Source organism: Streptosporangium sp. NPDC002607 (assembly GCF_053592655.1).
On the sequence record NZ_JBSFWD010000059.1, the window covers coordinates 22,410 to 48,240 of the forward strand.

Annotated in this window: 24 protein-coding genes; 3 read left to right on the forward strand and 21 right to left on the reverse strand. The window is 71.0% G+C overall.

The window, feature by feature from the left end; genetic code table 11:
- Nucleotides 1-28: 28 nt before the first annotated feature.
- From ACWD3H_RS40235 to ACWD3H_RS40280, 10 genes are all read right to left on the reverse strand, one after another.
- Nucleotides 29-949: a hydroxymethylglutaryl-CoA lyase gene (locus tag ACWD3H_RS40235; RefSeq protein WP_451958758.1), complete on the reverse strand. Its 921-nt coding sequence runs from the start codon at nt 947-949 to the stop codon at nt 29-31.
- An 80-nt stretch (nt 950-1,029) separates the two neighbouring features.
- Complete coding sequence (locus ACWD3H_RS40240) at nt 1,030-1,995, reverse strand: alpha/beta hydrolase family protein (protein WP_451958759.1); 966 nt, start codon at nt 1,993-1,995, stop codon at nt 1,030-1,032.
- A gap of 172 nt (nt 1,996-2,167) precedes the next feature.
- The gene (locus ACWD3H_RS40245; protein ID WP_451958760.1) at nt 2,168-2,911 is read right to left on the reverse strand and encodes a maleate cis-trans isomerase family protein; all 744 of its coding nucleotides are present in this window, start codon (nt 2,909-2,911) and stop codon (nt 2,168-2,170) included.
- Nucleotides 2,912-2,990: 79 nt separating this feature from the next.
- Complete coding sequence (locus ACWD3H_RS40250) at nt 2,991-3,755, reverse strand: SDR family oxidoreductase (protein ID WP_451958761.1); 765 nt, start codon at nt 3,753-3,755, stop codon at nt 2,991-2,993.
- On the reverse strand, nt 3,746-4,669 hold the full coding sequence (locus ACWD3H_RS40255) for a hypothetical protein (RefSeq protein ID WP_355555615.1): 924 nt from the start codon (nt 4,667-4,669) through the stop codon (nt 3,746-3,748). Before ACWD3H_RS40255 ends, ACWD3H_RS40250 begins: the two co-directional genes overlap by 10 nt.
- Nucleotides 4,666-5,379 (reverse strand): hypothetical protein, encoded by a 714-nt coding sequence (locus tag ACWD3H_RS40260; protein WP_451958762.1) that lies wholly within the window; start codon nt 5,377-5,379, stop codon nt 4,666-4,668. Before ACWD3H_RS40260 ends, ACWD3H_RS40255 begins: the two co-directional genes overlap by 4 nt.
- Entirely contained in the window at nt 5,376-6,491 is a 1,116-nt protein-coding gene (locus ACWD3H_RS40265) for an aromatic ring-hydroxylating dioxygenase subunit alpha (protein WP_355618891.1), read from the reverse strand. Before ACWD3H_RS40265 ends, ACWD3H_RS40260 begins: the two co-directional genes overlap by 4 nt.
- An 8-nt stretch (nt 6,492-6,499) precedes the next feature.
- Nucleotides 6,500-7,411 (reverse strand): alpha/beta hydrolase family protein, encoded by a 912-nt coding sequence (locus tag ACWD3H_RS40270; protein ID WP_355555621.1) that lies wholly within the window; start codon nt 7,409-7,411, stop codon nt 6,500-6,502.
- The gene (locus ACWD3H_RS40275; protein ID WP_451958763.1) at nt 7,408-8,214 is read right to left on the reverse strand and encodes an oxidoreductase; all 807 of its coding nucleotides are present in this window, start codon (nt 8,212-8,214) and stop codon (nt 7,408-7,410) included. The genes ACWD3H_RS40270 and ACWD3H_RS40275 overlap by 4 nt, the downstream gene beginning before the upstream one ends.
- A complete protein-coding gene (locus ACWD3H_RS40280; protein ID WP_451958764.1) occupies nt 8,211-9,845 on the reverse strand; it encodes a nitrilase-related carbon-nitrogen hydrolase in 1,635 nt (544 codons plus the stop codon). Before ACWD3H_RS40280 ends, ACWD3H_RS40275 begins: the two co-directional genes overlap by 4 nt.
- Before the next feature lie 88 nt (nt 9,846-9,933).
- Between ACWD3H_RS40280 and ACWD3H_RS40285 the strand changes: the two genes are divergently transcribed.
- The gene (locus tag ACWD3H_RS40285; protein ID WP_451958765.1) at nt 9,934-10,215 is read left to right on the forward strand and encodes a Dabb family protein; all 282 of its coding nucleotides are present in this window, start codon (nt 9,934-9,936) and stop codon (nt 10,213-10,215) included.
- Nucleotides 10,216-10,288: 73 nt separating this feature from the next.
- Nucleotides 10,289-11,590 carry an LLM class flavin-dependent oxidoreductase gene (locus ACWD3H_RS40290; RefSeq protein ID WP_451958766.1) on the forward strand — a complete coding sequence of 434 codons (1,302 nt, stop codon included), beginning with the start codon at nt 10,289-10,291 and terminating at the stop codon, nt 11,588-11,590.
- A 3-nt stretch (nt 11,591-11,593) separates the two neighbouring features.
- On the opposite strand, the gene ACWD3H_RS40295 is transcribed toward ACWD3H_RS40290, so the two are convergent.
- The 9 genes from ACWD3H_RS40295 to ACWD3H_RS40335 all read right to left on the reverse strand — a co-directional run bounded on the left by ACWD3H_RS40295 (nt 11,594) and on the right by ACWD3H_RS40335 (nt 22,447).
- Nucleotides 11,594-12,331, reverse strand: a complete 738-nt coding sequence (locus ACWD3H_RS40295) for an ATP-binding cassette domain-containing protein (RefSeq protein ID WP_451958767.1) — start codon at nt 12,329-12,331, stop codon at nt 11,594-11,596.
- Nucleotides 12,324-13,238 carry an ABC transporter ATP-binding protein gene (locus ACWD3H_RS40300; protein ID WP_355555633.1) on the reverse strand — a complete coding sequence of 305 codons (915 nt, stop codon included), beginning with the start codon at nt 13,236-13,238 and terminating at the stop codon, nt 12,324-12,326. The genes ACWD3H_RS40295 and ACWD3H_RS40300 overlap by 8 nt, the downstream gene beginning before the upstream one ends.
- The gene (locus tag ACWD3H_RS40305; RefSeq protein WP_355555635.1) at nt 13,231-14,046 is read right to left on the reverse strand and encodes an ABC transporter permease; all 816 of its coding nucleotides are present in this window, start codon (nt 14,044-14,046) and stop codon (nt 13,231-13,233) included. Before ACWD3H_RS40305 ends, ACWD3H_RS40300 begins: the two co-directional genes overlap by 8 nt.
- 8 nt (nt 14,047-14,054) lie before the next feature.
- Nucleotides 14,055-15,008 (reverse strand): ABC transporter permease, encoded by a 954-nt coding sequence (locus ACWD3H_RS40310; RefSeq protein WP_451958768.1) that lies wholly within the window; start codon nt 15,006-15,008, stop codon nt 14,055-14,057.
- A complete protein-coding gene (locus tag ACWD3H_RS40315) occupies nt 15,005-16,486 on the reverse strand; it encodes an ABC transporter substrate-binding protein (protein ID WP_451958769.1) in 1,482 nt (493 codons plus the stop codon). Before ACWD3H_RS40315 ends, ACWD3H_RS40310 begins: the two co-directional genes overlap by 4 nt.
- Before the next feature lie 282 nt (nt 16,487-16,768).
- A complete protein-coding gene (locus tag ACWD3H_RS40320) occupies nt 16,769-18,202 on the reverse strand; it encodes an aldehyde dehydrogenase family protein (protein ID WP_451958770.1) in 1,434 nt (477 codons plus the stop codon).
- 161 nt (nt 18,203-18,363) lie between these two features.
- Complete coding sequence (locus tag ACWD3H_RS40325; RefSeq protein ID WP_451958771.1) at nt 18,364-19,803, reverse strand: aldehyde dehydrogenase family protein; 1,440 nt, start codon at nt 19,801-19,803, stop codon at nt 18,364-18,366.
- A 38-nt stretch (nt 19,804-19,841) separates the two neighbouring features.
- On the reverse strand, nt 19,842-21,119 hold the full coding sequence (locus ACWD3H_RS40330) for an acyl-CoA dehydrogenase family protein (protein WP_451958772.1): 1,278 nt from the start codon (nt 21,117-21,119) through the stop codon (nt 19,842-19,844).
- Nucleotides 21,120-21,160: 41 nt separating this feature from the next.
- Nucleotides 21,161-22,447, reverse strand: a complete 1,287-nt coding sequence (locus ACWD3H_RS40335; protein ID WP_451958773.1) for a flavin reductase — start codon at nt 22,445-22,447, stop codon at nt 21,161-21,163.
- Between the two features lie 169 nt (nt 22,448-22,616).
- Here ACWD3H_RS40335 and ACWD3H_RS40340 point away from each other — a divergent pair, with 169 nt between their 5' ends.
- Nucleotides 22,617-23,432, forward strand: coding sequence for an IclR family transcriptional regulator (locus ACWD3H_RS40340; RefSeq protein WP_355555649.1), 816 nt, complete (start codon nt 22,617-22,619; stop codon nt 23,430-23,432).
- 118 nt (nt 23,433-23,550) lie between these two features.
- On the opposite strand, the gene ACWD3H_RS40345 is transcribed toward ACWD3H_RS40340, so the two are convergent.
- Nucleotides 23,551-24,258, reverse strand: coding sequence for a hypothetical protein (locus ACWD3H_RS40345; RefSeq protein WP_451958774.1), 708 nt, complete (start codon nt 24,256-24,258; stop codon nt 23,551-23,553).
- Between the two features lie 172 nt (nt 24,259-24,430).
- Nucleotides 24,431-25,378 carry a hypothetical protein gene (locus ACWD3H_RS40350; protein ID WP_451958775.1) on the reverse strand — a complete coding sequence of 316 codons (948 nt, stop codon included), beginning with the start codon at nt 25,376-25,378 and terminating at the stop codon, nt 24,431-24,433.
- Between the last annotated feature and the right edge of the window lie 453 nt (nt 25,379-25,831).

Here is a 25,831-nt window from a genome sequence, read left to right on the forward strand (position 1 = left end):
ATAGCATGTCGCGGGTGAGACGTGCTCGTCAATCGAGAGTTCGGGCACCCGGGACGGGCGGGAAGTCGCCCGCGCGGCCGAGGAGTGCCGGGAGCGGAGCGCCGAGCCGCTCCCCGATGTAGGAGGCGGCCGAGAGCAGCCGGTCGAGGTCGACGCCGGTGGCGACGTCCGAGCGGCGCAGCGCGTAGGAGAGGTCCTCGGTGGCGATGTTGCCGGTCGCCGCCGGGGCGAACGGGCAGCCGCCGATCCCGCCGCTGCTCGCGTCGAGCGCGGTGGCGCCCGCCTCGACCGCGGCCAGTGCGTTGGCGTAGCCGGTGTTGCGGGTGTTGTGGAAGTGGAACCGCAGCGGCAGGTCGGTGACCTCGCGCACGGCCCCGGTCAGCCGTCGCACGTCGGCGGGTACGCCCACGCCGATCGTGTCGGCCAGCGCGATCTCGTCGGCCCCGGTGTCCGCGCACCGCCGTACCAGTTCGGCCACGTGAGCGGGCGCCACCTCGCCCTCGAACGGGCAGCCGAAGGCCGCCCCGACGGTCGCGGTGACCCGCAGTCCGGCCGCGTGGGCGCGGGCGGCGATCCCGGCGAAGGAGTCCAGCGCCCCCGCCACCGTCATGCCCTGGTTGCGCCGGCAGAAGGCCTCGGTCGCCACGATCGTGACGTTGACCTCGTCCACCCCCGCGGCCAGGGCCCGGTCCAGGCCGCGCCCGTTGACGATCAGGCCTATGTAGCTGAGCCCTTCGCGCCGCGGGACGCGGGCCATCACCTGCTCGGCGTCGGCCATCTGGGGAACCAGGCGGGGATGGACGAAGCTGACCGCCTCGATGCGGGTGAGACCGGCGTCGGCCAGCGCCTCGATGTAGGCCACCTTGGCGTCGGTGTCGACCGGGACGGACTCGTTCTGCAGGCCGTCCCGGGGTCCCACCTCAACGATGCTTATACGGGGAGAAGACATGTTCCAGATGTATCAGTGTTGTATGCAATGGATCTATATATGAGGCAATTTTTGCAAAACTATCGCTGGATTGTATGCAACTAGCGCTGGGAGAGCACCGTGACGTTCTTGTCGGAGGCGTCTCCGAAGCCGTAGACGTAGGCCGCGGCCAGCGAGTCGCCGAGCGAGGCGCGCAGGAACAGCGCGCTCCACTTGGCGGCGGTGTCGATGCTCTCCTCCTGGGACAGCGTCTGCGCCGAGGCGTCGGGGATGGCGCCGGGCGGGGTCTGGGTGTCGGTGAGACCGAAGTGGTTGGCGCCGGTCACGGTGATGAGCGCCTTGGGCGGCGCGCCGAGGGCGTTGTAGGTCGCACCGGCCGCCGCCGGCAGGTTGTTGCCGTCCAGGCCACCCTGGACGAGGGCGACCGGTACCCCGGCGTTGGCGATCGGGACGGCACCCCCGCCGGGCGTTGTCGTGCTCGCGCCGTAGAACACCGCCGCGCGCAGCGCCGCGGGACGCTGGTAGACGGGCCCGAAGCAGAACGGGACCGTGCAGGTGTTGCCGATGGCGAACAGCCCGGCGGCCCCGCCGAAGGAGTGCCCGAGCAGGACCAGCCGGTCGGCGTCCAGCCGCCCGGCCACCGGGGAGCCCGCGCGGGCGTTCTCCGCCGCCGCCCACGTCACGGCGGCGTTGGTCTGGGACTGCTCGGGGAAGAGCCCGGAGACCGGGCCGACGGCGCGCTGATGGTTCGGGACGGCCACGGCGAAGCCGAAACCGGCGACGATCTTGGCGAATTCGCTGTAGCTCTCCTTGGGCACGTTCGCGCCCTGCAGGAGCAGGGCGACCGGCAGGGAGGTCTGGGCGGCCGGGTAGTAGACGGTGGCCGGGTCGTTGCCGATCTGCGTCTCGTACCGGCCGACCCAGGAGGGCGACGTCAAGGTGGACGCGGTGGACGTGGTGGCGCCGCCGGCGAGGGCCGCCGACGGCGTCAGCGCGGTCGCCACGGTGAGCGCCGCGGCGACCAGCCCGGCGCGAATCCGCCGAGTGGATCCGGTGGAGAGAGTCATGTTTCCTCCAGGGGGTGTTTCAGGGCATGGGTCAGGAAGCGGCCGGCCATGCGGCGGGCCACGGCTGGACGGGGTGGGGATTCACGGCAGGGGGAAAGAAGCGCACGAAGACGGTCTTCGGCGCTCGCGTGAGCCTGCGCGCGACGGGGAGAAAGCGGTTGAGGACGGGCCCTCAGTGTTCGCGCAGCAGCCGGCCCGCGCCGTACACCTTGTCCTCGACGCCGTTGTCGCGCAGCGCCATCCACCAGGTGGCGGCGTTGATGGCGATGACCGGCTTACCGAGCCATCGCTCGGCCTCGTCGGCCAGGCCGACCATGGAAAGGTTGGTGCCACACTGCACGATCGCGTCCACGTCGGGGGAGTCCACCTCGATCAGCGCCTCGCGCAGCGTGGACTCGGTGACGTGCGCGATCGACACGGCCGTGGGGCACTTCAGACCCTTGACGGCGACCACATCGAAGCCGATCTCGGAGAAGAAGCGCACCACGTTCTCGTCGCCGACCGGCTGGTAGGGGGTGACCACGCCGAGCTTGCGCGCGCCGTACAGGTTCAGCGCCCGCTCGCACGCCTCCGCGCCGGTCGCCACCTCCAGGCCGGTGAGGTCGCGGATCTGCTTGACGAACTGCCGGTTGCCCTCGACACCGCCCCAGAAGGTCTCGGCGGACATGCCCATCACCATGTGGTCCGGCTCGCAGGTCATCACCCGCTCGCAGGCTGAGCCGATCTCCTCGCGGATCTGGTCGAGCAGGCGTTCCATGCCCTCGTTCCCGGACATGTTCTGGTCGCGGATGTGGATGCGGCTGAAGTGCGCGGTGACCCCGGGAACGGTCATCCGGTAGAAGTCCGGCTCCACGATCGTGTTGGTGGACGGGGCGATCACGCCGAACTTGCGGCGCCAGCCAAGAGCGTCGGTCATCGTACGGCCTCCAAGCGTCGGGTAGGGCGCGGCCGGAACGCGGCGATCGCGAACACCACGCGGGGGACGGGGTACTCGATCACGGGATCACCCGGCGTTTCGAGAAGGGGGCCGAGGCGAACCGGGCGAGGATCTTGCCCTGGGTCAGCCGGCGGACGTGGGCGCCGTTGCGGGTCCGGGTCAGCGCCTGCTCCGCGAGCCACGGGGTGACGGTCTCGACCCGGTCGGCCAGGATGTTGAAGATCCGGGCGGCTCTGGCGAGTTCCTCCGGGGCGTAGCCGTGGGTGAGCAGGTCGGTGACGACCATGCCGGGGCTGAGCAGGCCGACCGAGACGCCGGCCGGGACCTCCTTGGCGAGGGCCCGGGTGAGGTAGGTGATCGCCCGCTTGGTCGCGCCGTAGACGGACAGGCCGGCGACCGTACGGCCGTCGCTGCCCAGCCCCTCCATGTTCCACACGTGGCCGCGGCCCTGCTCGATCATCCCGGTGACGGCGACCGCGCTGCCGTTGATCACACCGGTCAGGTTCACGCCGACGACGGCCGTCGCCTCGGCGTCCGGGAGCCGCCAGAGCGGCCCGCGTGTCTGGGAGATCCCGGCGTTGTTGATCCAGATGTCCACCGAGCCGAACCGGTCGACGGCCGCGTCCCACAGCGCCTGAACCTGGGCACGGTCGGCCATGTCCGCCGCCATCCCCAGCGCGTGATCGCTGTCCAGTGCGGCCAGTGCCTTCTCGACGGACTCGTCACTGCGGCCGCAGAGGGCGACCCGGTGTCCCCGGGAGAGGAACTCCCTGACCAGCCCGAGCCCGATGCCCCTGGTGCCGCCGGTCACGACTACGACCATCGAAGCACCCCGTGGACCACGGCGGCCGGCACGTTGCCGTCGAACAGTTCGTAGACGACCGCCATCGTCCTTCCCGCGCTCATCCCCGGGGTGGCGTCGATCACGAACTCGCGGCCCTTGAGCTTCCAGACGTCGCGGAAGTGCAGGCTCGAGTAGTTCGCCCTGCCGTACGCCTGCGCGTTGCCCCAGGCCTCGGGGCCCTCGTAGAAGGAACGGAAGCCGTCACGCCGCACCTCGACGGTGTGGCCGCGCTCCAGGGCTCCGGTCCAGGTGACGTGGTGGCGGGCCCGCAGCAGATCCAGCGGTTCCACCTCGACCGTGATGTCCACGGTGCCGCGCGGCTTCTGGTCGGCGCCGAAGACCTCGCAGGTGCCGGAGAAGGCGCCCGCGGTCTTGGTGGGCAGGATGTGGGGCACCGGCCCGTTCCGGGTCTCGGCCGCCAGCCAGTCCGCCACCTTGGCGGGGTCCCGGGTGTAGAGGCCGTTGAAGCAGCCGACCACGGCGGGACCCTGGTAGAGCATCGAGGAGTAGACCTGGATGTCGTCGTCGGCGAGGACCTGGTTCCAGGTGTTGAGGTCCACCTGCCAGCCGGGGCCGTAGTAGTGGGAGTCGACGAAGGAACCGTACGGCTGGCCGGTGCCGTAGAAGTCGGGTCCGGTGTAGACGCGGTTGGCGTCGGAGTCGACGACGCCGAACGCGAACGGGGCGCCGAGCCGGAACCTTCCGGCCATGGGGCCGCCGCCCTCCAGGCCGCCGTCCATGTAGTAGGTGGTCACGCCGTCGACGAAGTCCGAGGAACGGCGGATGTCCTCATATCCCTGCCAGGTGCCGGTGGCGTCGAACAGGGAGGGACGGCCGTGCCACTCTCCGGCGATGCGCCGCTGCCATTCGCTGGGTCGCGTGGTGTCGCTCATGCCAGAAGTTCTCCGCGTACGAGATCGGACTGTTCCGGGCCGAGGAGGCGGGTGACCTGGTGCCAGACCGGGTCCACCTCCGGGCTGAACAGGTTGGCGCGGTTGGCCGTGTCACGGGCGGCGAGGTCGGTGCCCTCTGGGTCGGGCACGCCCTTCTCCACGAGGGAGAACCAGTGGTCGAGGTAGACCTCGACGGTCGTGCCGAGCTTTTCGAAGGCATCCTCGGTGGCCCGGCAGACGACCATCCAGGGTGACATCATCGCCCGCTGGCGGGGGCCGATGGCGGCGGGGGAGACGCCGTCGATCTTCCAGGCGGCTTCCAGCGGCTCCGTCAGCGGCAGGAAGCAGACGTCCAGATACTCCAGGTGGACGGCGAGCTCGGCCCGGGGGATCAGATCGAGGTGCATGGCGTGGTACTCGGACGAGGCGACCGAGTCGAGCGTGAAGTGCGGGACGGCCGACTCCGGCCGGGTGAACGCGAAGATCATGTGGCTGTCCAGCCCGATCGGCGGCACCACCAGGCTGACCGCCACGACCTTCTCCACCACGGCCGGCTGTGCCGGTGCGCCGGCCGGACGGAAGACGCGAAGAGCGCCCACCGGCGCCGGGGACATCGGGCCGGTCAGGTCCAGGTGCGACGAGGGCGACAGGCCGGTGGCGGCCAGCAGGCGGGACAGGGTGCGTTCACTCAGCGCTTCGGGCAGGCTCATGGCTGTTCTTCTCCTCGGGGCTTGTGCACCCAGGCGCGGGCGAGTTCGGGATTGTCACGGCGGTCCGGGGAGGGGATCACCGTTGCCGAGCGTCGCGCGGCGTCGCCGGCGGTGGTCTCGTCGTCGCCGATCCACCAGCCCTGGTCGATCAGCTGCTGGCGCCGCCGCCGGTAGGAGACCTGGAGCGCGTCGCTGCGGATGTGCAGTTCGGCCGAGAGGTCGAAGGGCAGCAGCTCCGGTCGCTGGTTCTCGACGATCGGCCGGTCCTGCTCGAAGATCTTGCCGATCCGCTTGGCCGCGCTGGCGTCCGCCCACTTGCCGGTGAAGAAGGTCCGGTAACCGACGATCTTCACGAGGGTCCGGTCCCGGTCGAGCGGGATGTTGTGGTCGTACAGGATCAGGTCGCCGAACGGCAGCCGCACGTGCAGCTTGACGATGTTGGGCAGGTACCAGCCGTTGCTCACCACCACGTGCTGGCGTTCCTTGGTCCGGTAGAGGGTGCCCCAGATACCGGGTGCGGGCGGCGGGCTGAACAGCACGTCGGCCTCCGCGTGCCATTCGGCCTCGGTCACCTCGTAGTCGGGGATCTCCGGCTTGTCCGGGTTGCCGAACGCGCTGCCGTGGACGAACGGCGTGTGCGCCGCGTCGACCACGTTCTCCAGGGCGCGCTCGTAGTTGGCCTCGAGTACGGTCTCCCAGTAGACGGCACGGTACCTGGGGTCGTCGTGCTGGGGGATGTGCGGGATCGGCGGGCGCTCCTGCTCCGGCAGGTCACCGAGGAAGGCCCAGACCATGCCGTACTTCTCGACCACCGGATAGGCGTCCACCCGGGCCTTCTTCGGGATGCCCCGCCCCGGCGGGTTGGCCGGGATCTTCGTACAGCCGCCGTCGGATTCGTACTCCCAGCCGTGGTAGGGGCAGACGACACGGTCCTCGATGATCTTCCCCATCGACAGCGCGCCGCCGCGGTGTACGCACAGGTCGGACAGGCAGGCCACGCTGCCGTCGCGCTTGCGCCAGATCACGAAGTCCTGACCGAGGCAGGTGATCCGCCGCGGCCTGCCGTCGACCACGTGGGCGAACTCGATCGCGTACCAGAAGTTCTTCAGCATCTTTCCTCCTAACGGCGTTGCAGGTCGGGCAGGCCGTCGAGTTCCGATCGGGCATGCTCGTCACCGCACAGGTGTGTCCGCAAGAACGTGGTGATCAGCCGGGAGAGGATCGGTCGCGGTTCGGCCGTGGCCGGTAGGTCCAGGAAGGCCCGCGCGGCGGTCGGGTCCACCGGGTCGGCGATCCCGAAGTGGTTGGCCCCCTCGATGACGGCCAGCAGGTGGGATCCGTCCCGGTCGCCGAGTGCCTCGTCGAACGTCCGGGTGACAGGATCGGCCGGGTGTTCCTCCTGACCGTACCGGTCCGAGCTTCCCATGATCACACCGTCCCTGGTGCCGACCGAGAGCAGGACCGGGCAGTCCACCTGGGCGGGTACCACGGTCCCCGCGGGCCAGCCCAGCATGGTGGCCACCATGGTGTGCGCGCCGTAGGCGAACACGGCCTTCACCTCGGGGAGGTGCCGGGCCGACTGCAGGACCACCGAGCCGCCCGCCGAGTGGCCGCCGAGCGCCACCCGCTCCAGGTCGATCGCGCCCTTCAGCAGGTCGATCTCGGCCAGCGCGGCCAGGATCGCCGGGATCGCCGGGCAGGTCGGGCGCGACCCGTAGATCCCGGGCCGGGCGGCGTCCAGGTCGACGCCGGGCGTCAGCCCGTACTCGCCGCCGAACAGCTCACCCACCCGGTCGAAGGTCACACAGACGAAGCCGGCGGCCGCGATCTCGGTCGCGAGCCATCGATAGGCGTCCTGACCCACGTTGATCCCGGACAGGAACAGCACCACCGGATACGGGCCGCCCTCTGGCCGGAACACCCCGGTCAGCCGGTCGCCGTCCGGGGCCGCCGGGTAGTACACCTTCAGGTGCGAGGTGTCGAAGGGAGGATCGCCGCCGGTCTTCGCCGCCCACCACAGCGATCGGATCACGCGGGCCTCGGCAGCACGCGGTCGCCGCCCCACAGCGCCCGGACCAGCTTGTCGGTCGTCTCCTCACCGAAGTAGCGCACGCCCATGACGTTGGCGGGGTCGCGGTCGGCGATGTTCCGGCGGATCGCCAGATCGGTGGCGGCCAGCGCGGGCCGGTCGGCCTCGGGCACCGGGTCGGCCTCGTCCACCCAGCGCAGCCAGCGGTCGACGCGGGCGTCGAGCAGTTCGCGGACCACGTCGATGTGCTGCTGGGCGCGCGGGAAGGAGTAGCAGTACACGTTGGGCGACAGGCTCGCGCGGATGAACCCGGTCCGGCTGGTGAACCAGGTGAAGTCCGGGTTCTCCTCCTTGAACCGCACCCAGTCGGCGTCCAGTGGTGCGTAGTAGCGGTCGTAGTAGTCGGCCCGCTCGGCCAGGTTCACCCGCGGGATGAAGTCCTGGTAGAACCAGCCCCCCGGCCAGACCAGCAGCGCGATGCCCAGGTGCGGCACGTCGATCTGCGGGCCCAGCCAGGTGGTCAGGTGCAGGTTGGTGAAGCTCGCCTTCGGGTTTCCCAGCCAGGAGTGGACCATCCAGTCGACCTCCGGCCCGGTGTAGGCCTCGATCCGGCCGCCGGGCCCGTCGGGATAGCTGCCGTAGCTGTCGAACCGGTCGCTGGAGGGGTCTCGCGTCAGCTCGAACCTGGCGTCGATCTTCGCCTTGAGCTCGGCGAGTATCGTCCGCAACTGCTCGAACGTCTCGGTGACGTCTATGGCCGGAGACTCGTCGAGCATCTGCTCGACGTGCTGCAACGTTTCCTTCATGAGCTTCCTTCCTGAAGCGCGCCCGCCAGCCGCCACGGTCTGCCGTCCACCAGGTCGGTGCCGCGTGAGACGTGTCGGTTGACAGCCTGCGCCGGGTAGAGATCGGCGCTTACCAAGTGGTCACCGTTCTTGACCGGGGTGACGAGTGGGTGGCTGATGCGACCGCTGAACGGGCCCTCCCAGGCGGTCCAGAGGGTGAAGTCGCGCGGTGTGGCCAAGATGGTCCCGGCCAGGCCCGCCGGCCCGTCGTGACCGGCGGCGACGACGTTGAGCCGGTTCTCCGCGGCCCGTTCCAGCAGGCCGTACTCCAGCTCCCAGGGTTCGGAGGGGGTGAACGGCACCGCGACGACGTCCACGTCGGCCAGCGCCGCCAGCCGGAACGTCTCGGGAAACACGGCGTCGTCGCCGACGATGACGGCGAGTCGTCCCCAGGGCAGTTCGAAGATCTCCAGACCGTCGCCCAGCGAGGTGACACGCCCGGCGTGCCGGGTGACGGGGTGCAGGGCCCGCTGCCGTCCCACGACCCCCTCGCCCGAGATCAGCAGTCCCTCGTGCGCCCCCTGGCGGATCTCGCTGAGCACTACGTGCGCCGCGGTCCCGCGGACGGCTCGCGCCGCCTCCTCGGCACTCACCCCGCACAGCTCGGGGAGCACGATCAGTTCCGCCCCGCCCGCGACCGCCTGCCCGATGAGCTCTCCGGCGGTGCCCGGCTCGTCGTGGGGCCGCACCACGGCCACGGCCAGGCGCTCGGCTCCGGCGGGTGCCCGGCGGCCGCGGGGCTCGGCGGAGATCGGCCGGTAGAGGGCCGGGCGGCGGGCGGTGAGGATGTCCGTGCCGTCGGGGCGGAGCTTGGAGTCGGCGAGGGTGACGTCGATGTCGGCGACGACCACCGCCTCGCCGGTCCGAGGAGCTCTGGCCACGACCGTGCCGTCCGGGGCGACGATCTGGCTCTCGCCCGCGCCGTGCAGCCACTCCGGCGGGACGCCGAGCCCGGCGCCGACGGACTCCAGCATGTCGGCGGGGATCAGCGGCCCGACCTTGTTGGCGGCGACCACCCACACCTTGTTCTCGGCGGCGCGGACGGGGATGTGCAGGCTCGCCTCGTCCACGGCGAACGAGTTCAGGCTGTTGAGCAGCACCTGCGCGCCGCGTAGCACCAGCCCGCGGGTGACCTCGCTGATCACGCCCTCCATGCAGGCGTACATGCCGAGCCGGCCGAGTTCGGTCGCGATCACCGGGCCCACGGCCGTCCCGGGATCGAGGTGGTCGTTCTCCGCGCCCATCAGGGTCTGCTTGTCGGCCTCGCCGAGGAGGGTACCGTCCGGGCCGTAGAGCAGGGAGGCGCCGGTGGTGCGCCCGTCCTCCCTGGCGAGGGTGACACCGACCTTGACATACGCGCGGTGCCGGGCGGCCCGCTCGGAGACGGCGGTGAGAAACGGGTCCCCGTGGCGGCAGGCCAGCCGCCGGGCGTGCGCGCGGTCCTCGTACCAGGACAGGTGGTTGCAGAACTCGGGCAGCACGATCAGTTCGGCTCCCCGGGCCGCGGCCGAGTCGATCGCGCGCAGACAGGCGGCCAGATTGGCGGCCGGGTCCTGGCCTGTCTCGAGTTGCGCCGCGGCGACGCGTACCATGTGCACTCCTCGATTGTTACGTCTAGAGAAACGGTGTTTCCGAGACATAGGATCTCGCGAAACCGGAGGAAATGTCTAGGAGGCAATCGTGCTGACCCATGTGGTGCTGATGAAGTTCACCGACCCGCGGGACGCGCCGAAGGCCAGGGAACTGCTCGAGGGCATGGGTGGCCGGGTCGAGCAGATCCGGGATCTCGTCGTCGGCCTGGACGTGATCGGGTCGCCGGTCTCCTATGACCTGTGCCTGGTCACGCGGCACGAGTCCGCCGAAGAGTTGCGCGGTTACCAGGAGCATCCGGCCCACCTCGAGGTGGCGGCCTGGCTTCGCCCGAGGCTCGCCGCCCGTGCCGTGGTGGACCACGATTCGTGATCCAATCCTGCTAGTCTCCTCTCCCGAAACAACGTTTCTCTATGAGAAACACCGTGCGGGGCTGGAGGATGAGATGAGAAAGCTCCACTTGAACGCCTTCCTCATGGGCGTGGGCCACCACGAGGCCGCCTGGCGCATCCCGGGCGCGGACCCGTCCAGAGTCACCGATATCCGGCACTACCAGGAACTGGCCAGGACCGCCGAGCGGGGCAAGCTCGACTCGGTGTTCCTGGCCGACTCCCTGTCCTTCTGGGGCGACATCAAGTACCACACCCTGGGCGGACTGGAGCCCCTGACGATGCTGGCGGCGATGGCGGTGGTCACCGAGCACGTCGGCCTGATCGCCACCATGTCCACCACCTACAACGAGCCGTTCAACGTGGCGCGTAAGTTCGCCTCGCTGGATCACATCAGCGGTGGCCGCGCCGGGTGGAACATCGTCACCTCGGCCAACGAGTCGGAGGCGCGCAACTTCGGCGGGAGTCTTCCGCTGCACGCCGTCAGGTACGCCAGGGCCACCGAGTTCGTGGACGTGGTCACCAAACTCTGGGACAGCTGGGAAGACGGCGCCGTCGTCGGCGACCAGTCGGAGGGCATCTACGCGAACGTGGAGAAGGTCCGCGCCGTCGAACACGAGGGAGAGCGGTTCAGGGTCAGCGGGCCGCTGAACATTCCCCGCTCGCCGCAGGGCCGGCCGCTGCTGGTCCAGGCGGGCTCCTCGGAGGACGGCAAGGAGTTCGCCGCCCGCTATGCCGAGGCCGTCTTCACCGCGCAGCCGGTCATCTACTCGGCCCAGGCGTTCTACGCCGACTTCAAGAGGCGGCTCGCGAAGTACGGCAGGAGCCCCGAGGACGTGGCGATCCTGCCGGGCCTGTCGCCGATCATCGGCTCCACCGAGCGTGAGGCGGCACAGCTGCAGGAGGAGCTCGCGTCGCTGGTCGTTCCCGAGTCCACCGTCGCCACGATCTCCGAGATGCTCGGCGTGGACCTGACGAAGCACCCGCTCGACCAGCCGCTGCCCGACATTCCCGGGGTGGTCGAAGGCCAGCGGAGCCGGGCCGGGGTCATCGTCGACCTGGCCAGGCGGGAGAACCTGTCGCTGGAACAGCTGATCCGCCGCCTGTCCGGCAACCGGGGGCACCGCGTGGTGTCGGGCACCCCCGAGCAGATCGCCGACCAGATCGAGGAGTGGTTCGTCAAGGGCGCTGCCGACGGCTTCAACGTCATGCCCCCGACGCTGCCCGGCGGCCTGGCCGACTTCGTCGACCACGTCGTGCCGGAACTGCGGCGCCGGGGCCTGTTCCGTACCGAGTACGAGGGCCGGACGCTCCGCGGGCACTACGGTCTCGCGCGTCCCGTCGTGGCACACGCGTAGCGGTCAGGCGCCGGGGACGGCCGCGACCAGTGCCCTGGTGTAGTCGTGCGAGGGCCGGCCGAGCACCTGCTCGGCCGGCCCTGTCTCGACCAGCCGGCCGGCGTGCATCACCGCGACCCGATGGGCGACGGCGCTCACCACGGCCAGGTCGTGCGAGATGAACAGGTAGCCAAGGCCGCGCTCCTCCTGCAGCCGGAGCAGCAGGTTGATGATCTGGGCCTGCACCGAGACGTCCAGGGCGGTGACCGGCTCGTCGAGCACCAGCAGGTCGGGAGAGAGGGCCAGCGCCCTCGCCATGCCCACCCGCTGCCGCTGCCCGCCGGAGAGCTGGTGCGGGTGACGGCCGGCGAGTTCCGGGTCCAGGCCCACCTCCGCGAGCAGGCCGGGCACGTCCCCGCGCACGTTCTGCAGGCGCAGCGGCTCCCGCACGATCTCCCCGACCGTCCAGCGCGGGTTCAGCGAGGTGGCGGGGTCCTGGAAGACGAGCTGGAAACGGGGCCGCAGCGGGCGCAGCCGCCGGCGTGACAGGGTGGCCAGCTCCACCCCGTCCAGGCGCACGCTCCCGCCGGTGGGCTGCGTCAGCCGCGCCACGCACCGGGCCAGCGTCGACTTCCCGCAGCCGGACTCGCCCACGATCGCGAGCGTCTCGCCCCGGTCGACCTCGAACGTCACGCCGTCCACCGCACGCAGCGCGCCGTAGCTCTTGCGCAGGTCCGTGACGCGGAGCAGCGGTTCAGCCATCCTGCACCGCCCAGCAGGCCACGCCATCGGCGAGTGGCGGGGTCTCCTTCGCGCAGCGGGCGAGCGCGGCGGGACAGCGGGGATGGAAAGCGCAGCCGGGTGGTCGCGACCTGGGCGCCGGTGGGTACCCGGGGATCACCGGTAGCGGCCCCCGGCCCGTACCGATCCGCGGCCGGGATCGCATGAGTGCGGCGGAATAGGGGTGGCGCGGCGCGCCAAGGACCTCCTCCACGGTTCCCGTCTCGACCAGGCGGCCGGCGTACATCACCGCGATCCGGTGCGCGGCCCCGGCGACGAGGCCGAGGTCGTGGCTGACAAGCACGGTCGCCGCTCCCGTCTCCCGCTGCGCGGCACGCAGCACCTGCATGATCTGCTCCTGGACCGTGACGTCCAGCGCGGTGGTGGGCTCGTCCGCGATCAGCAGGGACGGCCGGAGCGCGATGGCCATCGCGATCACGATCCGCTGCCGCATCCCGCCGGAAAGCTCGTGCGGGTAGACCCCGGCCCGCTCAGGGCCGATGCCGACCTGCTCCAGCAGCTCCGCCGCCCGTCGCCGGGCCCCGGTACGGTTCGCGCCGTGGATTCGCAGCACCTCCGAGATCTGTACGCCGATCCGCATGAGCGGATCGAGCGATGTCGCCGGGTCCTGGAAGACGAAGCCGATCTGGCGCCCTCTGATCCGTTCGAGCCGGGCCTCGGTGAGTTCGGCGCCGTCCAGAAAGGCCGTCCCTTCGGTGACCTTGGCCGGGCCGGGCAGCAGGCCGGCCACGGCGAGCATGGTCATCGTCTTACCCGACCCCGACTCGCCGACCATGCCGAGCACCTCGCCCGGCCGTACTTCGAAGGAGACGCCGTCCACGATCCGCACGCCGCCGGCGGTCACCACCAGGTCCTTCACCTCAAGCATGGTCGTCCGTCCGAACGTCGAGGGCGTCACGGAGTCCGTCGCCCAGCAGGTTGACCAGGAACACGGTCAGGGTGAGTGCCAGCCCCGGCCACAGCGGGATCCACCAGGCGGTCTCCAGCAGCTCGCGCCCGTCGTTGAGGATCGTGCCCCAGGAGGGGGCGGGGGGGCGCACGCCCAGGCCGAGGAACGACAGGCCGCCCTCAACGAGCACCATCGTGCCGACCACGAAGGTCCACATCACCAGGTTGGCGCCGGCCACCGCGGGCAGCAGATGCCGGGTCAGCACGTTCAGGTGACCGGCGCCCGCTCCGATCGAGGCCGCCACGTAGTCCTCTCCCCTGACCTGCCTGACGATCGTCCGGGTCACCCTGGCGGAGGTGACCCAGCCGGCGAGGGTGAGCAGCGTGATCAGAACCGGTGTCGAGGAGCCCACGACGCCAACGGTCGCGATCGCCAGCACCAGGAAGGGAAAGGCGATCCACAGGTCGCCCAGGCCCATGATCAGCCGGTCGATCCAACCGCCGAGATAACCCGAGAGCAGCCCCACCACGATTCCCGCCGCGCAGGCCAGCGTGCTGGCCGCGAAGCCCACCAGCAGCGAGGTCCGCCCGCCCGCCAGGACGCGCGCCAGCAGATCGCGGCCGAGCTGGTCGGTGCCGAGGGGGTGGCCGGCCAGCGCGCCCTCCATCCAGAACGGCGGCGCCAGTTTGGCCGGCAGGTCCTGCTCCAGCGGATCCACACCGAGCAGGGACGGCCCGAACGCCACCGCGAGGGCGATCAACGCCAGCCCCGCCAACGCGATCCGCACCGACGGCCTCATCCGGCCGCCTCCCTTCTGACCCGGGGGTCGGCGAGTGCGCCGAGTACGTCGCCGAGCGCGCTGACCGCGACCACCAGCACGGCCACCACGAACACCGTCGCCTGTACGATCGGGTAGTCCTGCTGGAAGATCGCGTCCACGAGCTGCTTGCCGATCCCGTCGTAGGCGTAGAGCTGTTCGACGATCACCGTGCTGGACAGCAGGTAGGCGCTGTCGACCACGAGGAAGGCCAGTACCGGCGGGAAGGCGTTGGGCAGCGCGTGCCGCGTGAGCACGCGCAGGCGGCCGCCCCCCTTGGCCCGGACCGTCCGGATGAAGTCCTGCTCGATCGCCTCCAGCAGGCCGGCCCTCACCAGTCGTACGACACGGGCGACGGTGAAGGCGGCCAGGGTCAACGTCGGGAGCACCGAATGCAGCGGGCTCTCCGAGCCGTAGCTCGGCAGCCAGCCGAGCCAGAGCGCGAAGACCAGCAGGAGCAACAGGCCGAGCACGAAGTTCGGTACCGCCTGGGCGACCGCGGCGCCCGTCGTGATCGCCCGGCCCGCGGGGCGCCGGGCCCGGGCCGCGGCGAGCATGCCGAGCGGGACGCCGATCAGCAGGGCGAGCGCGAGCGTGGCACCGACGATCTGCAGGGTGAGCGGCAGCCGGACCAGCACCGCGGAAACGGCGGGCTCTCCGGTGCGGGAGGAGACACCGAAGTCCAGCCGGGCGACATCGCCCAGGAACGCGCCGTACTGTGTCCACAGCGGCAGGTCCAGGCCGAGCTCGCGGCGGACTCTGTCGATGTCCTCCGCGGTGCCGCCGGGTCCCACGAGGACAGCGGCGGGATCACCGGACAGACGCAGGAGGAAGAAGAGCAGGGTCAGCACGCCCAGTACCGTCACGGCGAGCCGGACCAGCCATACCGCACCCGTGCGAAGAACGCGCGGGCCTGTGCGGTCTGCTTTCATGCATTCTTCTTGGATTCGGCGAACAGCACGTGGCCGTCGCTGTTGAGCTTCAGGTCGGACTTGGGCGAGTGCATGTAGACCGTCTTCGGCCAGGCCAGGAAGACCACCCCGGCCTCGTCGTGGAGCCGCTTGGCCATCGCCTTGATGGTCGCCTCCCGGTCGGCCTGATCCATCTCGGTCTGGCTGCTCGCGAACAGCTTGATGTACTCCTCATCGTCCACGTGCCGCTGCACGCCCTCGGGTTGCGGCCCGAAGCGGCTGACGCCGGCGATGTCGTGCAGGTCGACGTAGTCGGTCTGCCAGTAGAGCAGGGGAACCTCGCTCTTCTTCAGCAGCGTGGTGATGAAGGACGACAGGTCCTGGATGACCACCTCGGACGTGACTCCGATCTTGGCGAGGTAGCCGGCGGTTATCTCGGCCTGCTGCTTGAAGATGGCGGTGGTGGCGATGTTCAGGGTCAGCCCCTCGGCACCGGCCTCCTTGAGCAGGGCCCTGGCCCGCTCGGGATCATGCGGGAAGGCCTCCAGAGAGGGGTCGTAACCGACGTAGCCGGGTTGGAGCAACTGCCCGGTGGGCACCTCGCCGTAGCCCGACAGCCCGGACCTGACGAACTCCTCCTTGTTGACGGCGAGGTTGAGCGCCAGCCGCACCCGCTTGTCGCGTAGCTTGGGCTCCATCTCGCCGATCATGCTCAGTATCGCGCACGAGCCGGCCGAGACGGACTTCGCGACGAACGAGCCGGTCAGCTCCGCCGCCACCGCGGGCGGCAGGCCGTAGGCGCCGTCCACCTCGCCGGTGCGTAGTGCGGTGGTCAGCGTGCCCGGGTCGGGGATGGCGACGACGCGGCCGGTCTTGATGCTCTCCGACTTCCGCCAGGCGTCGGGGAACGCCTCCAGGTCGATGCTCTTGGCCGGGGTGTAGGCGGTCACCCGGAAGGGGCCGGTGCCCGAGGCAACGGCGCCCGGCTTCTCCGCGAAGATCGCCGGGTCGGTCATGCCCAGCCTGGCCAGGCGGTTCAGCAGGATGGGGTCCGGCTTCTTCGTCATGATCCGCACGGTGTCCGGGCCGACCACCTCGGCGCCGGCCAGCGTGCCCATCTGCCCGACGCGGAAGGCGAACGCCGGGTCGCCGGAGAGCAGCCGCTCGATGTTGGCCTTGACCGCGGCGGCGTCGAAGGCGCCGCCGCGGTGGAACCTCACCCCCTGACGGAGCGTGAACTCCATCGTGAGGTCGTCGATCGTGCGCCAGGCGGTGGCCAGAGCCGGCTCCGGCTTGCCGCTCGCGCCGAACGCGACCAGCGGTTCGTAGACCTGGGCGTTGAAGGTGGCTCCCACGTTGGAGAGCGCGGCGGCCGGATCGAGGGAGTTGGTTATGGCCGTGGAGGCGACGATGAGCGGCGCACCGGCCGTCGCCGTCGCCGCCTTCTTCGGCGTGGTCGCGCACCCGGTGGCGAGCGCCGCGGCAGCCAGCCCGCCCATCTGCAGAATCCTTCGGCGAGTGAGTTCCACGACGCCACCTTTCCTGTATCTCTGTGAGATACGCCGTTACGATAGAGGAAACCTAGGAGGGAATTTTGGGATCGTCAAGGGGCGTGGCGCGCCGGCTGGGAGACGGCCGCTGAGAGCTCTGCCGCGGCGAGGTGCGAATGCGGGCCGAATGCCTTCGACCTGTCGTGACCTGCGGCATCGCCGAGGTCGCTGAACAGCCGTGGCGCCTCCGGCGGGGCCCGGAGCGCTCACGGCGGGTCTGCTGGACTGTGATCAGCCGGGGTAGGCCCCCGCGGCCATGCCGCCTCCGCCGGGGCGGAACGCGGCCGGGGCGTGGACGACCGCGGACTGGACGTACTCCAGCAGTCCCTCCTTGCCGTATTCGCGGCCGTATCCGCTGCGCTTGACCCCGCCGAAGGGGGCGCGCAGCGACATCCCGGTGCGGTTGTGGGTGTTGACGAAGACGAACCCGGCCTCGAACCGGTCCGCCAGAGCGAAGGCGCACTCCTCGTCGGCGGACCAGACGGAGGCGCCCAGGCCCAGCTCGCCCGCGTTGGCGCGGGCCAGCACCTCCTCCTCACCGTCGTAGACGAGCAGGGGCACCACCGGGCCGAACTGCTCGTCGGCCACCAGCGGGGCGTGGTCGTCCAGGCCGATGACCAGGTGCGGTGTCACGAAATATCCTGATGACGGGTCGTGGCCGGGTACGGATCGGCCCAGCGGCACGGCCCTCCCGCCACCGGCGCCCGTCGAGGCCGCCACCAGCGCGCCGATCCGGTCGGCGGCGGCGGCCGAGATGACCGGGCCCATGGTGACCTCCTCCGCCAAGGGGTCGCCGACCACCAGGACGCGCTCCGCCGCCGCGAGGTACGCCTCGACGAACTCGGTGCTCCGCGCCCGCGGCACGTACAGCCGTTTGGCCGCCATGCACACCTGCCCGCCGGTCGCGAACGACGCCATGACCAGCCGCTCGTAGTCGGCGCCGGTCAGCGCGAAGTCCGGCAGGAAGACGGCCGGGTCGTTACCGCCCAGTTCCAGCACCGAAGGAGTGATCATCGCACCGGCCGTCGCGGCGATCTCCCGCCCGGCGGCGTCGCCGCCGGTGAACGCCACCTTGCGGACGAGCCGGTGGCCGACCAGTGCGCGGCCGGTCTCCGCGCCGCCGTGGATCACCCAGGTGGCGGGCAGCGTGGCCGCGATCTCGGTGACGGTCAGCGGCGCCAGCGGGGACGGTTTGAGCACGACCGCGTTGCCCGCCACCAGCGCGGGCCCCAGCTTGAGCATCGCCAGGATGATCGGGGCGTTCCACGGGGTCACGCAGCCCACCACCCCGTACGGCTTGCGCCGCACCACCAGCCGCCCGGCGGCGTCGTCGACCTCCACGGAGGCCAGCGCCGCCGGGGCGCGGTCGCAGGTCCAGCGCAGGAACGTGACGGCGAATCCGATCTCGCCGCGGCAGTCGGCCAGCGGCTTGCCGGTCTCCCGGGCCAGCAGCGTCGCCAGCTCCTCCAGCCGGGCGGCCACGGTGTCGGCGGCGTGCCGCAGGGCGGCGATCCGCTCCGCGACCGGGACCCGTGACCACTCGCGAAACGCGCCGTCGGCGCGGTGGACGACCTCGTCCACCCCGGCGGGGTCCGTGACCGGCACGCTTCCGACGAGTTCACCGACGCGAGCCGGATTCTCCCTGAAGATCAGGTTCTCACGCATCGGATCCTCCTTGAGCGGGCCCTTGTCCCGCGGTCGTACGGGCGAGACGAGGGCCCGCGCAGGGCCCGTGACCGCACGGAGCCCGGCGGGCGCCAGCCGCACCGCTCGTTCCCGGGCCGCCGAGCGGGGTGTTCACCTGGGCGGAGTCACCGGCACGCGCCTCAGGGGCGCCGCCTTCCGTGGAGGGCGAAGCCGCCCTCCACCCCGACGACCCTGGCGCCTGTGAAGAAACGGAGGGTCTCGTGGGTGCCCTCCTCGCCCAGACCGGACAGGCCCCAGGCCGGTCGCGGGGTGGACAGGTGCAGGCTCATGACGCTGGAGCCGTTGACCTTCACCTCGCCGGCTCGGACACGCCGGGCGACCGCGAGGGCCCGCTCCTCGTCCGTCCCCACGACGTACCCCTCCAGCCCGTACGGCGTGGCGTTGGCCAGGCCGACCGCCTCGTCCACGGTGTCGTAGGGGACGACCGCCGCGGCGGGGCCGAAGATCTCGTCGGTGAGGTCGGTGCCGGTGATCAGTGTGGGAGCCAGGAAGTTGCCGTCCTCCGGCACGGTCCCGTACGACACGGCCCGGCCCCCCGCGGCGGCGATCGCGTCGCGGACCCGTCGCAGATGAGCGGAGTGGATCAGCGGGCCGAAGTCCGTCTCCTCCTCCAGCGGGGGACCGGCGCGCAGCGCGCGCAGCCGCTCACCGACGGCCTCGACGAGCTCGCCGAGGCGGTCGCGGGGCACGATGAGGCGGCCCAGTGCCCGGCACCACTGGCCGTTGAGCGTGGTGAGCAGGTCGGCCGCGGCCCGGGCGGCGGTCTCGGTGCCGGCGTCGGGCAGGACCACCAGGGGGTTGTTGCCGCCGAGCTCCAGCTGGGCAGGGCGCAGACCGGCGGCGCAGGCGGCGGCGACCGACCGGCCCCCGGCCAGGCCGCCGGTGAAGGAGACCGCGCGGACGCGTGGGTCGCCGACCAGCCGCTCGCCCGTCCTCGGGCCGCCCTGGACGAGCTGGAAGACACCCGGGGGGAGCGTCTCATGCAGGACCCGGGCGAGCAGCTGGGAGCCGTAGGGGGCGTATTCGCTCACCTTGAGGATCACCGGACAGCCGGCGGCGAGCGCGCTGGCGGTCTTGTGCGCCGCCATCGGCGCGGGGGCGTTCCACGGCACCAGGCACAGGGCGGGCCCCAGGGGAAGCCGGTGCACCTCCACCGTGCGGCCGTCCTCACGGATCTCGGTGCCGAGCAGCCGGCCCCCGCGCAGTTCTCCCGCGGCCAGCCGGAACGCGCCCCCGATGATCATTCCCAGCGGGGCGGTCTGGCGGATCGGCACGCCGGTGGCGAAGGACTCCAGGGCGACGATCGCCGGGATCCGCGCTTCGAGCGCGTCGGCGACGGAGTCAAGGATCTCGGCCCGGCGTTCGGACGAGGTCGCCGCCCAGGAGGCCGACGCGTTCTCGGCCGCGGTGAGCGCCGCGCCGACCCGGGCGGCGGAGGTGCCCACGGCCCGGGTCACCGGCTTGCCCGTCGCGGGGTCCTCCAGGTCAAAGCCCAGATCGTCGGTGCAGGTGGCCCAGGTGCCGTCGACCAGGTCCTGGACTTCGGGAATGTCGATCATGGATGCTCCAGGGCTGTTCTCGGGTGCGCCCGGTCGTCTCACGGACGGTCCGCGATGGCGAACAGTTCGTTCTCCTTGGCCTGGGTGACCATCTGGGCGGCCTCAAGTTTGCCGCGTTCGGCGGGGAAGGTCATCACCAGCCCCATCGCGAGGTCGCGCAGGGCACGGCCGACCACACCGCCCATCATCGCGCCGGAGGTGCCGGAGGCCTTGAACGCGCCGAGGGCGACCTGGAAGCACGCCTCGGTGACCGAGCCCTTGCCCATCCGCCACTGCCGGAACACCTCGGACTTGGGCCGCAGCGGCGGCTCGGAGGTCTCCAGCCGCAGCTGGCGGCGGAGCCACAGGTAGGCGGTCTCCAGCTGTACCGTCATGTCGCCGATCAGCACCTGGTGCATCGGGCTGGCGGCGATCGGCCGCCCGGTGTCGGTGAAGGTCTTCTTGGTGAGCTGCTCGACCACGACGTCGTAGACGTTCTGCGCGCATCCGGTGTAGACGGCGGAGATGGCCAGCTGGTTGCCGACGAAGCTGCCCCGGCTCATCTGCAGCATCCGGGTGAACGCCCCGGGGATCGTCAGCGCCTCGTCGTCGGGGATGAACACGCCGTCGAGCCGGATGCCGTTGTTGGCCGTGGCCCGCATGCCCAGACCGTCCCACGGCGCGCGGACGGAGACCCCCGGCGCGTCGCGTGGCACGAAGAACGTGGCCAGGCCCTCGGCCGTGTCGTACCCCTCCAGCTTGGCGGTGGTCAGGTAGTGGTCGGCCACCCCGGTGGCGCAGCCGAAGGACTTCTCGCCGACCAGGACCCAGCCGCCCTCGGTACGGCGGGCGGTGGTGGCGATGGTGATGTTGGCGCCGGAGCTCTTGACCGACTCGGAGGCGAAGTTGGCCAGCCACGTCCCGGAGGCCATCCGGGTCAGCACCTTCTCGGCGAAGGCCCGCACCACGGGGGCCTCCTCGTCGGTGAACAGGCCCGCCTCGATCGCCTCCAGCGGCAGCAGCCCTCGGGAGGCGCTGGTGTTGTGGAAGAAGTAGGCCAGTGCCGTGGACGGGCACGCCGTGCCCATCGCGAAGGTGGCCGCGGCCAGGTCGCGCAGTGTGCCGCCGAGCCCGCCGTGCTCCTCGGGAACCACCAGCCCGAGCAGCCCGGCCTCGCGCAGCAGCGCGATGTGCTCGATCGGGAAGAGGGCGTCCTCGTCCGCCTTGGCCGCGGCGGCGCGCAGCGCGGGCAGCACCGCCTCGACTCGGGCCGCACGGGCGCGCTCGGCATCGGTCATGTCGTCGACGAGACGTTCGCCGGTCAGCTTGTCGGTCACGTTGTGCCCCCTCAGGCAGGTGGAGTCGGGGTGGTACGGGTTCAACTGACGAATCGGTAGGTGCGTCCGGGCAGGGGGGAACCCCAGGAGCTCTCCAGCTCGGTGGCGCCGGCGACCAGGGCGGTACGGTCGACGGAGCTGGCCACCTCCAGCTGGGAGGCCAGGAAGAGCACGTCCTCCCCGGGGAGTGAGCCGTCCACTCCGCCGAGCGTGGTGTCGAAGTGCCCTACCCCGCTCTTCATCGCGACCAGCGCGTTGACCATGCCGATCCCGTTCCGCTCCCGCAGGCGGACCCGCAGGACGGCGGACCGGGCCGCGGCGGAGGCGTCCCGCAGGAGCTCGCGTACCCGTAGCGGGGAGGCGTGGAGCCTGCCCTCCTCCAGCCCGATCTCGTCGCAGCCGAGGTCGGCCAGCCGTCCGACCGCGGAGACGACGGCGTCCGCGCGGTCCTCGGCGAAGGACTCGGTTATGTGCGCGACCGTCGTCAGACCCACCCGCCGGGCGGCCTCCACGGTCGGGGCCGCGCTCTCCGGAGCCGGCGGGCCGGCGCCCGCACGCACGGAGGCGGCGTGCTCCTCAGCCGAGACGACCACCTCGACCACCCCGGCACCCGCGCGGACGGCGGAGTGGACCTGGGCGGGTTCCACGATCAACGCGGAGGCCGTGACCGGGTCGAGGTTCTCGGCGGGGAGCGGCTCGCCGTACGGGTCGAACAGCCGGACCCTGGTACCCGCGGCGCGCAGCGCGCGGGAGATCCTGGCCAGCCGGGCCTCCTCGTAACCGCGGGTGCGCAGGATCGACAGCAGGCCGGTGTCGGCGACGGCGACCTCGTCGGGAAGCGGGTCGGCGAGCTGGCCCCAGGCCCGGGAGTGGAACAGCACGGGAGCCACGCGCCGGGGCGTGTCCGCCGCCAATACCTCGCCGACGAAGATCGTGTGATCGCCGCCCGGGTAGGCGTGCGCGACCCGGCAGTCGAGCCAGCCGATCGAGTCGGCGAGCACCGGGGAGCCGGTCACGCCCGTGACCCAGCGCGCGTCGGTGAACGGGCCGTTCGGTGCGGGCTCCTGCCCGGCGAACCGGCGGCCGAGCGCCGCCTGGTCCCTGCCGAGAATGCTGACGGCGAAGGTTCCCCGTTCCTCGACGAGGCGGTGGGTCCGGGTGGTCTTCGCGAGACAGACCAGGACCATCGGCGGGTCCACGCTGACGCTGGAGAACGAACTGGCCGTCATGCCGTGCCACTCGCCGCCGGCGGTGCCGGTCGTCACGATGACCACGCCGCTCGGCCACTGTGCCAGCACCGCGCGGAAGGAAACACCGTCAGTAGCCACTGCCCCTCACTGTTTCACTGTTGGAAACGTTGTAACGCTGAAGGTAACGACGTTGCATGGTCGGTGTCAACGCGGAGGTGACTGTGTTTCCAGGCGGAGGTGGTCGTGTTTCCAATGGGGAAATCTCTCGCCGTAGAGTGGACTCCTGCGAAGACGAGAGGAGCGCCGGGTGCCAGCGAGGACCAGCGCGAGACCGGCGGACGCCGTGGACGAGGGCGACGGCCAGAGCCGGTCGATCGCGGCAGTGGAACGCGCGATGGACGTGCTGCTGCTGTTCGGGCGCAGCAACCGCCCGGATCTGGGGGTGACCGAGATCGCCGCGGAGCTCGGCCTGACCAAGGCGGCCGTGCACCGTATCCTGACCGCGCTGCGCAGCCGCGAGCTCATCGCGGCCGACCCGGTCACCAGGCGTTACTCACTGGGGCACGCCGCGATCGCGCTCGGCCGGGCCTATCTGGCCCGCACCGACCTGCGCGCCATGGCCGGCCCCGAGCTGCGCGGGCTGGCGGCCCGCACGAGGGAGACCGCCACGCTGTCGGTACGGCGCGGCGACACCCGCCTCTACGTGGAGCAGGTGGTCCCCGAGCAGGAGTTGCGGATAGAGGTCTCGCTCGGCATCCCCTACCCGCTGCACGCCGGCGGTCCCTCCAAGGCCATCCTGGCGTTCCTGCGTGAGGAGGAGGTCGAGGGCTACCTGAGCCGGCACGGTCTGGAGGCGCTCACGGACAAGACGATCACCGATCCGGCCAAGCTCCACACCGAGCTGGCCGCGATCCGGCGCCGGGGCTACGCCACCTCCTACGGCGAGCGGCAGGAGGGCGCCACGTCGATCGCCGTCCCGGTGTTCGACCATGGCGGCGGTGTGATCGCGGCGATCGGCGTGTCCGGGCCGAGCACCCGGTTCAAGTCACACATGCAGGAGTCGGCGCCCCTGGTGGTCGAGGCCGCCGGCCGCCTGTCGGCCCAGCTCGGTCACCGCCGCTGATCCGTTCGCGGCGGTGAGGTGCCCCGCCCCCGTGCCGGCCGGGTCCTCTCTCCCGGAGCCGCCACGGTGAGGCGGGGTGCGCCGGAGTCCGGTTCCGGAAGGACCCGGAGCGGCGCCGTCAGAGAAGCGCCCCCGGTTTGAGCACGCCCGACACGGCCGCCGCGAGCACGCTGCCCCAGATCACCCAGACATAGGGCAGGCACCCGTCGACGGAGCCGCGCAACGTGCGCTCCACCTCCGGAGTCGAGCCCGTGGCGACAAGGGTGCCGAAGGCGGGGCCGAAGGCGCGGAGCTTGAGCCGGATGCCCAGTCCGGCCGCGAGGGCCAGCGCGTAGAGCAGCAGTTTGGCCCCCAGCCATCGGGGGTTCGTGTCCACCCCGAACGGACGGTCGGCCAGCAGGGTGTAGCCCGCCGCCCCGGCGATCGCGGTGACCAGCGCGATCCGGATCGCCCAGTCGGCCTGCCGTACCCGGGGGAATCGGCCGTGGGTGCGGTGGTCGGCCACGGTCAGCACCAGCCAGAGGGCGGTGAAGGCCCAGACGAGCAGGACCGACCAGAGTGGGAAGAGGCGCACACCGAAGAGTTCGGCCCCGTGCGGTTCGAGCGCCATAAGCGTCACCCCGCTGGGCAGGAAGAGCACCAGGCAGATCTTCGGGCCGAGGTCCAGACCGCTCATGATCTTCAGCGCGGTGGCGCGAGCGGCGGGGGTCAGTGCCGGATTCAGCACGGATCTGCTGGAGTAGAAGACGCCCAGGTCCCCGCCCAGCCAGAAGACGAACAGCACTAGGTGGAGCACGATCCACCAGCCGTGCGGATGAGGTCCCACTCGACACTCCCTTGATTGCCGGTTTTGGAAACGAAGTTACAGTGTCCGAAACGCGATGGGGAAGGGGGCGGGTCCAGGAGAGAGGCGGCCCCTGCGCCGGGGCCGCCCGGCGCACGGTGCCGCCGGAGCGTTTCCGTCCGGCGGCACCGTGCAGGTCAAGCGGGTTACGGCGTCAGGAGTTCGGGATGACCGCCGCGTACGGCAGGCTGCCGCCGAGGACGACGTTGGCCCGGCTGCCGCACGTCGAGAGGTCGCCTGCGTCGGTGCAGTAGTGGGAGGAGGTGTACGAGCCGGTCGCGAGGTCCCGCGCCCAGGTCGAGGTGAAGTCCCGCAGCCAGGAGGTCTGCGTGGCGTTGGGGGAGCAGGTGGCGCCGAGGATGCCGATCGCGTCGGTGTTCTCGCCCTCGGCGTCGATGTGGCAGCTGCCGCCGGAGGGAATGCCCAGGGTGTACTTGGTCCACACGAGCTGGATGCCGACGAAGCGGGACCCGAGCGCCGCCAGCGCGCCGAAGGAGTTGTTGAACAGGTTGATGACGCTCGGCCGCGCTGCGATCTGGAGGACGGGGCGGGTGTCGCCGGCCGAGACGGCGAGAAGGTTCTCGGTGAAGCCCGAGGAGGCCACGCCGTCGAAGAGGATCGCGCCCTTCAGGTTCTGGTAGCCGTTGCCGGCCAGGCGGGCGCCGACGACGCTCGCGAAGTGGCCGCCGGCCGAATGCCCGCCGACGATGTAGTTCACCGGCAGGGCCCTGCCGTTCGGCGGGGTGATCGCGCGAGAGCTGAGCAGGTCGCCGAGCTGGTTGCCCAGCGCCGGGTTGCCGTTGCTCATGTCGGCGTCCACGCAGAACACCATGACGCCCTTCTCGGCGATCGTCTTGCTGGTGTTGCGCAGGTGCGAGCAGTTGCGGCTGAATCCGTGCTGGGCGAGCATCAGGGCCGTGGCGGTGCCGTTCGGCAGGTACCAGGTCAGGTTGTACGAGGTTCCCGCGATGGTCGTGGAGTCGGTGACACACGTGGTGGTGCTCGAGGAGTAGCCGCCGCACGCCGTGGCGGCCCGCGCGGCCGGGGCGGCCACGATCGTGGTCGTCAGAAGCATGCCGATCATGGCGGTGAACGCGGCCATGACCCTCCGCGGACGTCTGTTGACGTTGACCTTCACTTTTCTCCCTGTGTGCTCGGTGGGGGGCGGTGCCGGCCCGGCGGGGCCGGCATGATCCGGTGATGCTCCCGAACCCCGGGATGCCGCCATCCGGCACGGTCGTGAACGCACCGGCCGAGGTGACCGCGGGGTTAGATCACGCCTTGATCGATACGCGTCAAGAGGCACCCCTTCACGGGTTCCGGGCAGAGAAAATGGAAACACCGTTTCGCAAAAATGGAAACGTTGTTTCGCACAGTATGGCTTCAGGTCCACGCGATGCAATGCCCGGGATCGCTCGATCTCCCGGGGAACGTTCCACAGGTCACCCGGGGCGCGGATGAGCGTCCCGATGCCGACGGGCACAGGAAGCATGGGCGAGCCGGGGCGCGGCACCGCCCTCGCCGTCGTCGACGAATTCCATCAGCAGCTCGGTGC

What these genes read in the sequence shown, in the direction of transcription:
- ACWD3H_RS40235 (WP_451958758.1), bottom strand. Translation starts at nt 949, where the DNA reads ATGTCTTCTCCCCGTATAAGCATCGTTGAGGTGGGACCCCGGGACGGC.
- ACWD3H_RS40240 (WP_451958759.1), bottom strand. Translation starts at nt 1,995, where the DNA reads ATGACTCTCTCCACCGGATCCACTCGGCGGATTCGCGCCGGGCTGGTC.
- ACWD3H_RS40245 (WP_451958760.1), bottom strand. Translation starts at nt 2,911, where the DNA reads ATGACCGACGCTCTTGGCTGGCGCCGCAAGTTCGGCGTGATCGCCCCG.
- ACWD3H_RS40250 (WP_451958761.1), bottom strand. Translation starts at nt 3,755, where the DNA reads ATGGTCGTAGTCGTGACCGGCGGCACCAGGGGCATCGGGCTCGGGCTG.
- ACWD3H_RS40255 (WP_355555615.1), bottom strand. Translation starts at nt 4,669, where the DNA reads ATGAGCGACACCACGCGACCCAGCGAATGGCAGCGGCGCATCGCCGGA.
- ACWD3H_RS40260 (WP_451958762.1), bottom strand. Translation starts at nt 5,379, where the DNA reads ATGAGCCTGCCCGAAGCGCTGAGTGAACGCACCCTGTCCCGCCTGCTG.
- ACWD3H_RS40265 (WP_355618891.1), bottom strand. Translation starts at nt 6,491, where the DNA reads ATGCTGAAGAACTTCTGGTACGCGATCGAGTTCGCCCACGTGGTCGAC.
- ACWD3H_RS40275 (WP_451958763.1), bottom strand. Translation starts at nt 8,214, where the DNA reads ATGAAGGAAACGTTGCAGCACGTCGAGCAGATGCTCGACGAGTCTCCG.
- ACWD3H_RS40280 (WP_451958764.1), bottom strand. Translation starts at nt 9,845, where the DNA reads ATGGTACGCGTCGCCGCGGCGCAACTCGAGACAGGCCAGGACCCGGCC.
- ACWD3H_RS40290 (WP_451958766.1), top strand. Translation starts at nt 10,289, where the DNA reads ATGAGAAAGCTCCACTTGAACGCCTTCCTCATGGGCGTGGGCCACCAC.
- ACWD3H_RS40295 (WP_451958767.1), bottom strand. Translation starts at nt 12,331, where the DNA reads ATGGCTGAACCGCTGCTCCGCGTCACGGACCTGCGCAAGAGCTACGGC.
- ACWD3H_RS40300 (WP_355555633.1), bottom strand. Translation starts at nt 13,238, where the DNA reads ATGCTTGAGGTGAAGGACCTGGTGGTGACCGCCGGCGGCGTGCGGATC.
- ACWD3H_RS40310 (WP_451958768.1), bottom strand. Translation starts at nt 15,008, where the DNA reads ATGAAAGCAGACCGCACAGGCCCGCGCGTTCTTCGCACGGGTGCGGTA.
- ACWD3H_RS40315 (WP_451958769.1), bottom strand. Translation starts at nt 16,486, where the DNA reads ATGGGCGGGCTGGCTGCCGCGGCGCTCGCCACCGGGTGCGCGACCACG.
- ACWD3H_RS40320 (WP_451958770.1), bottom strand. Translation starts at nt 18,202, where the DNA reads ATGCGTGAGAACCTGATCTTCAGGGAGAATCCGGCTCGCGTCGGTGAA.
- ACWD3H_RS40325 (WP_451958771.1), bottom strand. Translation starts at nt 19,803, where the DNA reads ATGATCGACATTCCCGAAGTCCAGGACCTGGTCGACGGCACCTGGGCC.
- ACWD3H_RS40350 (WP_451958775.1), bottom strand. Translation starts at nt 25,378, where the DNA reads ATGGCCGCGTTCACCGCCATGATCGGCATGCTTCTGACGACCACGATC.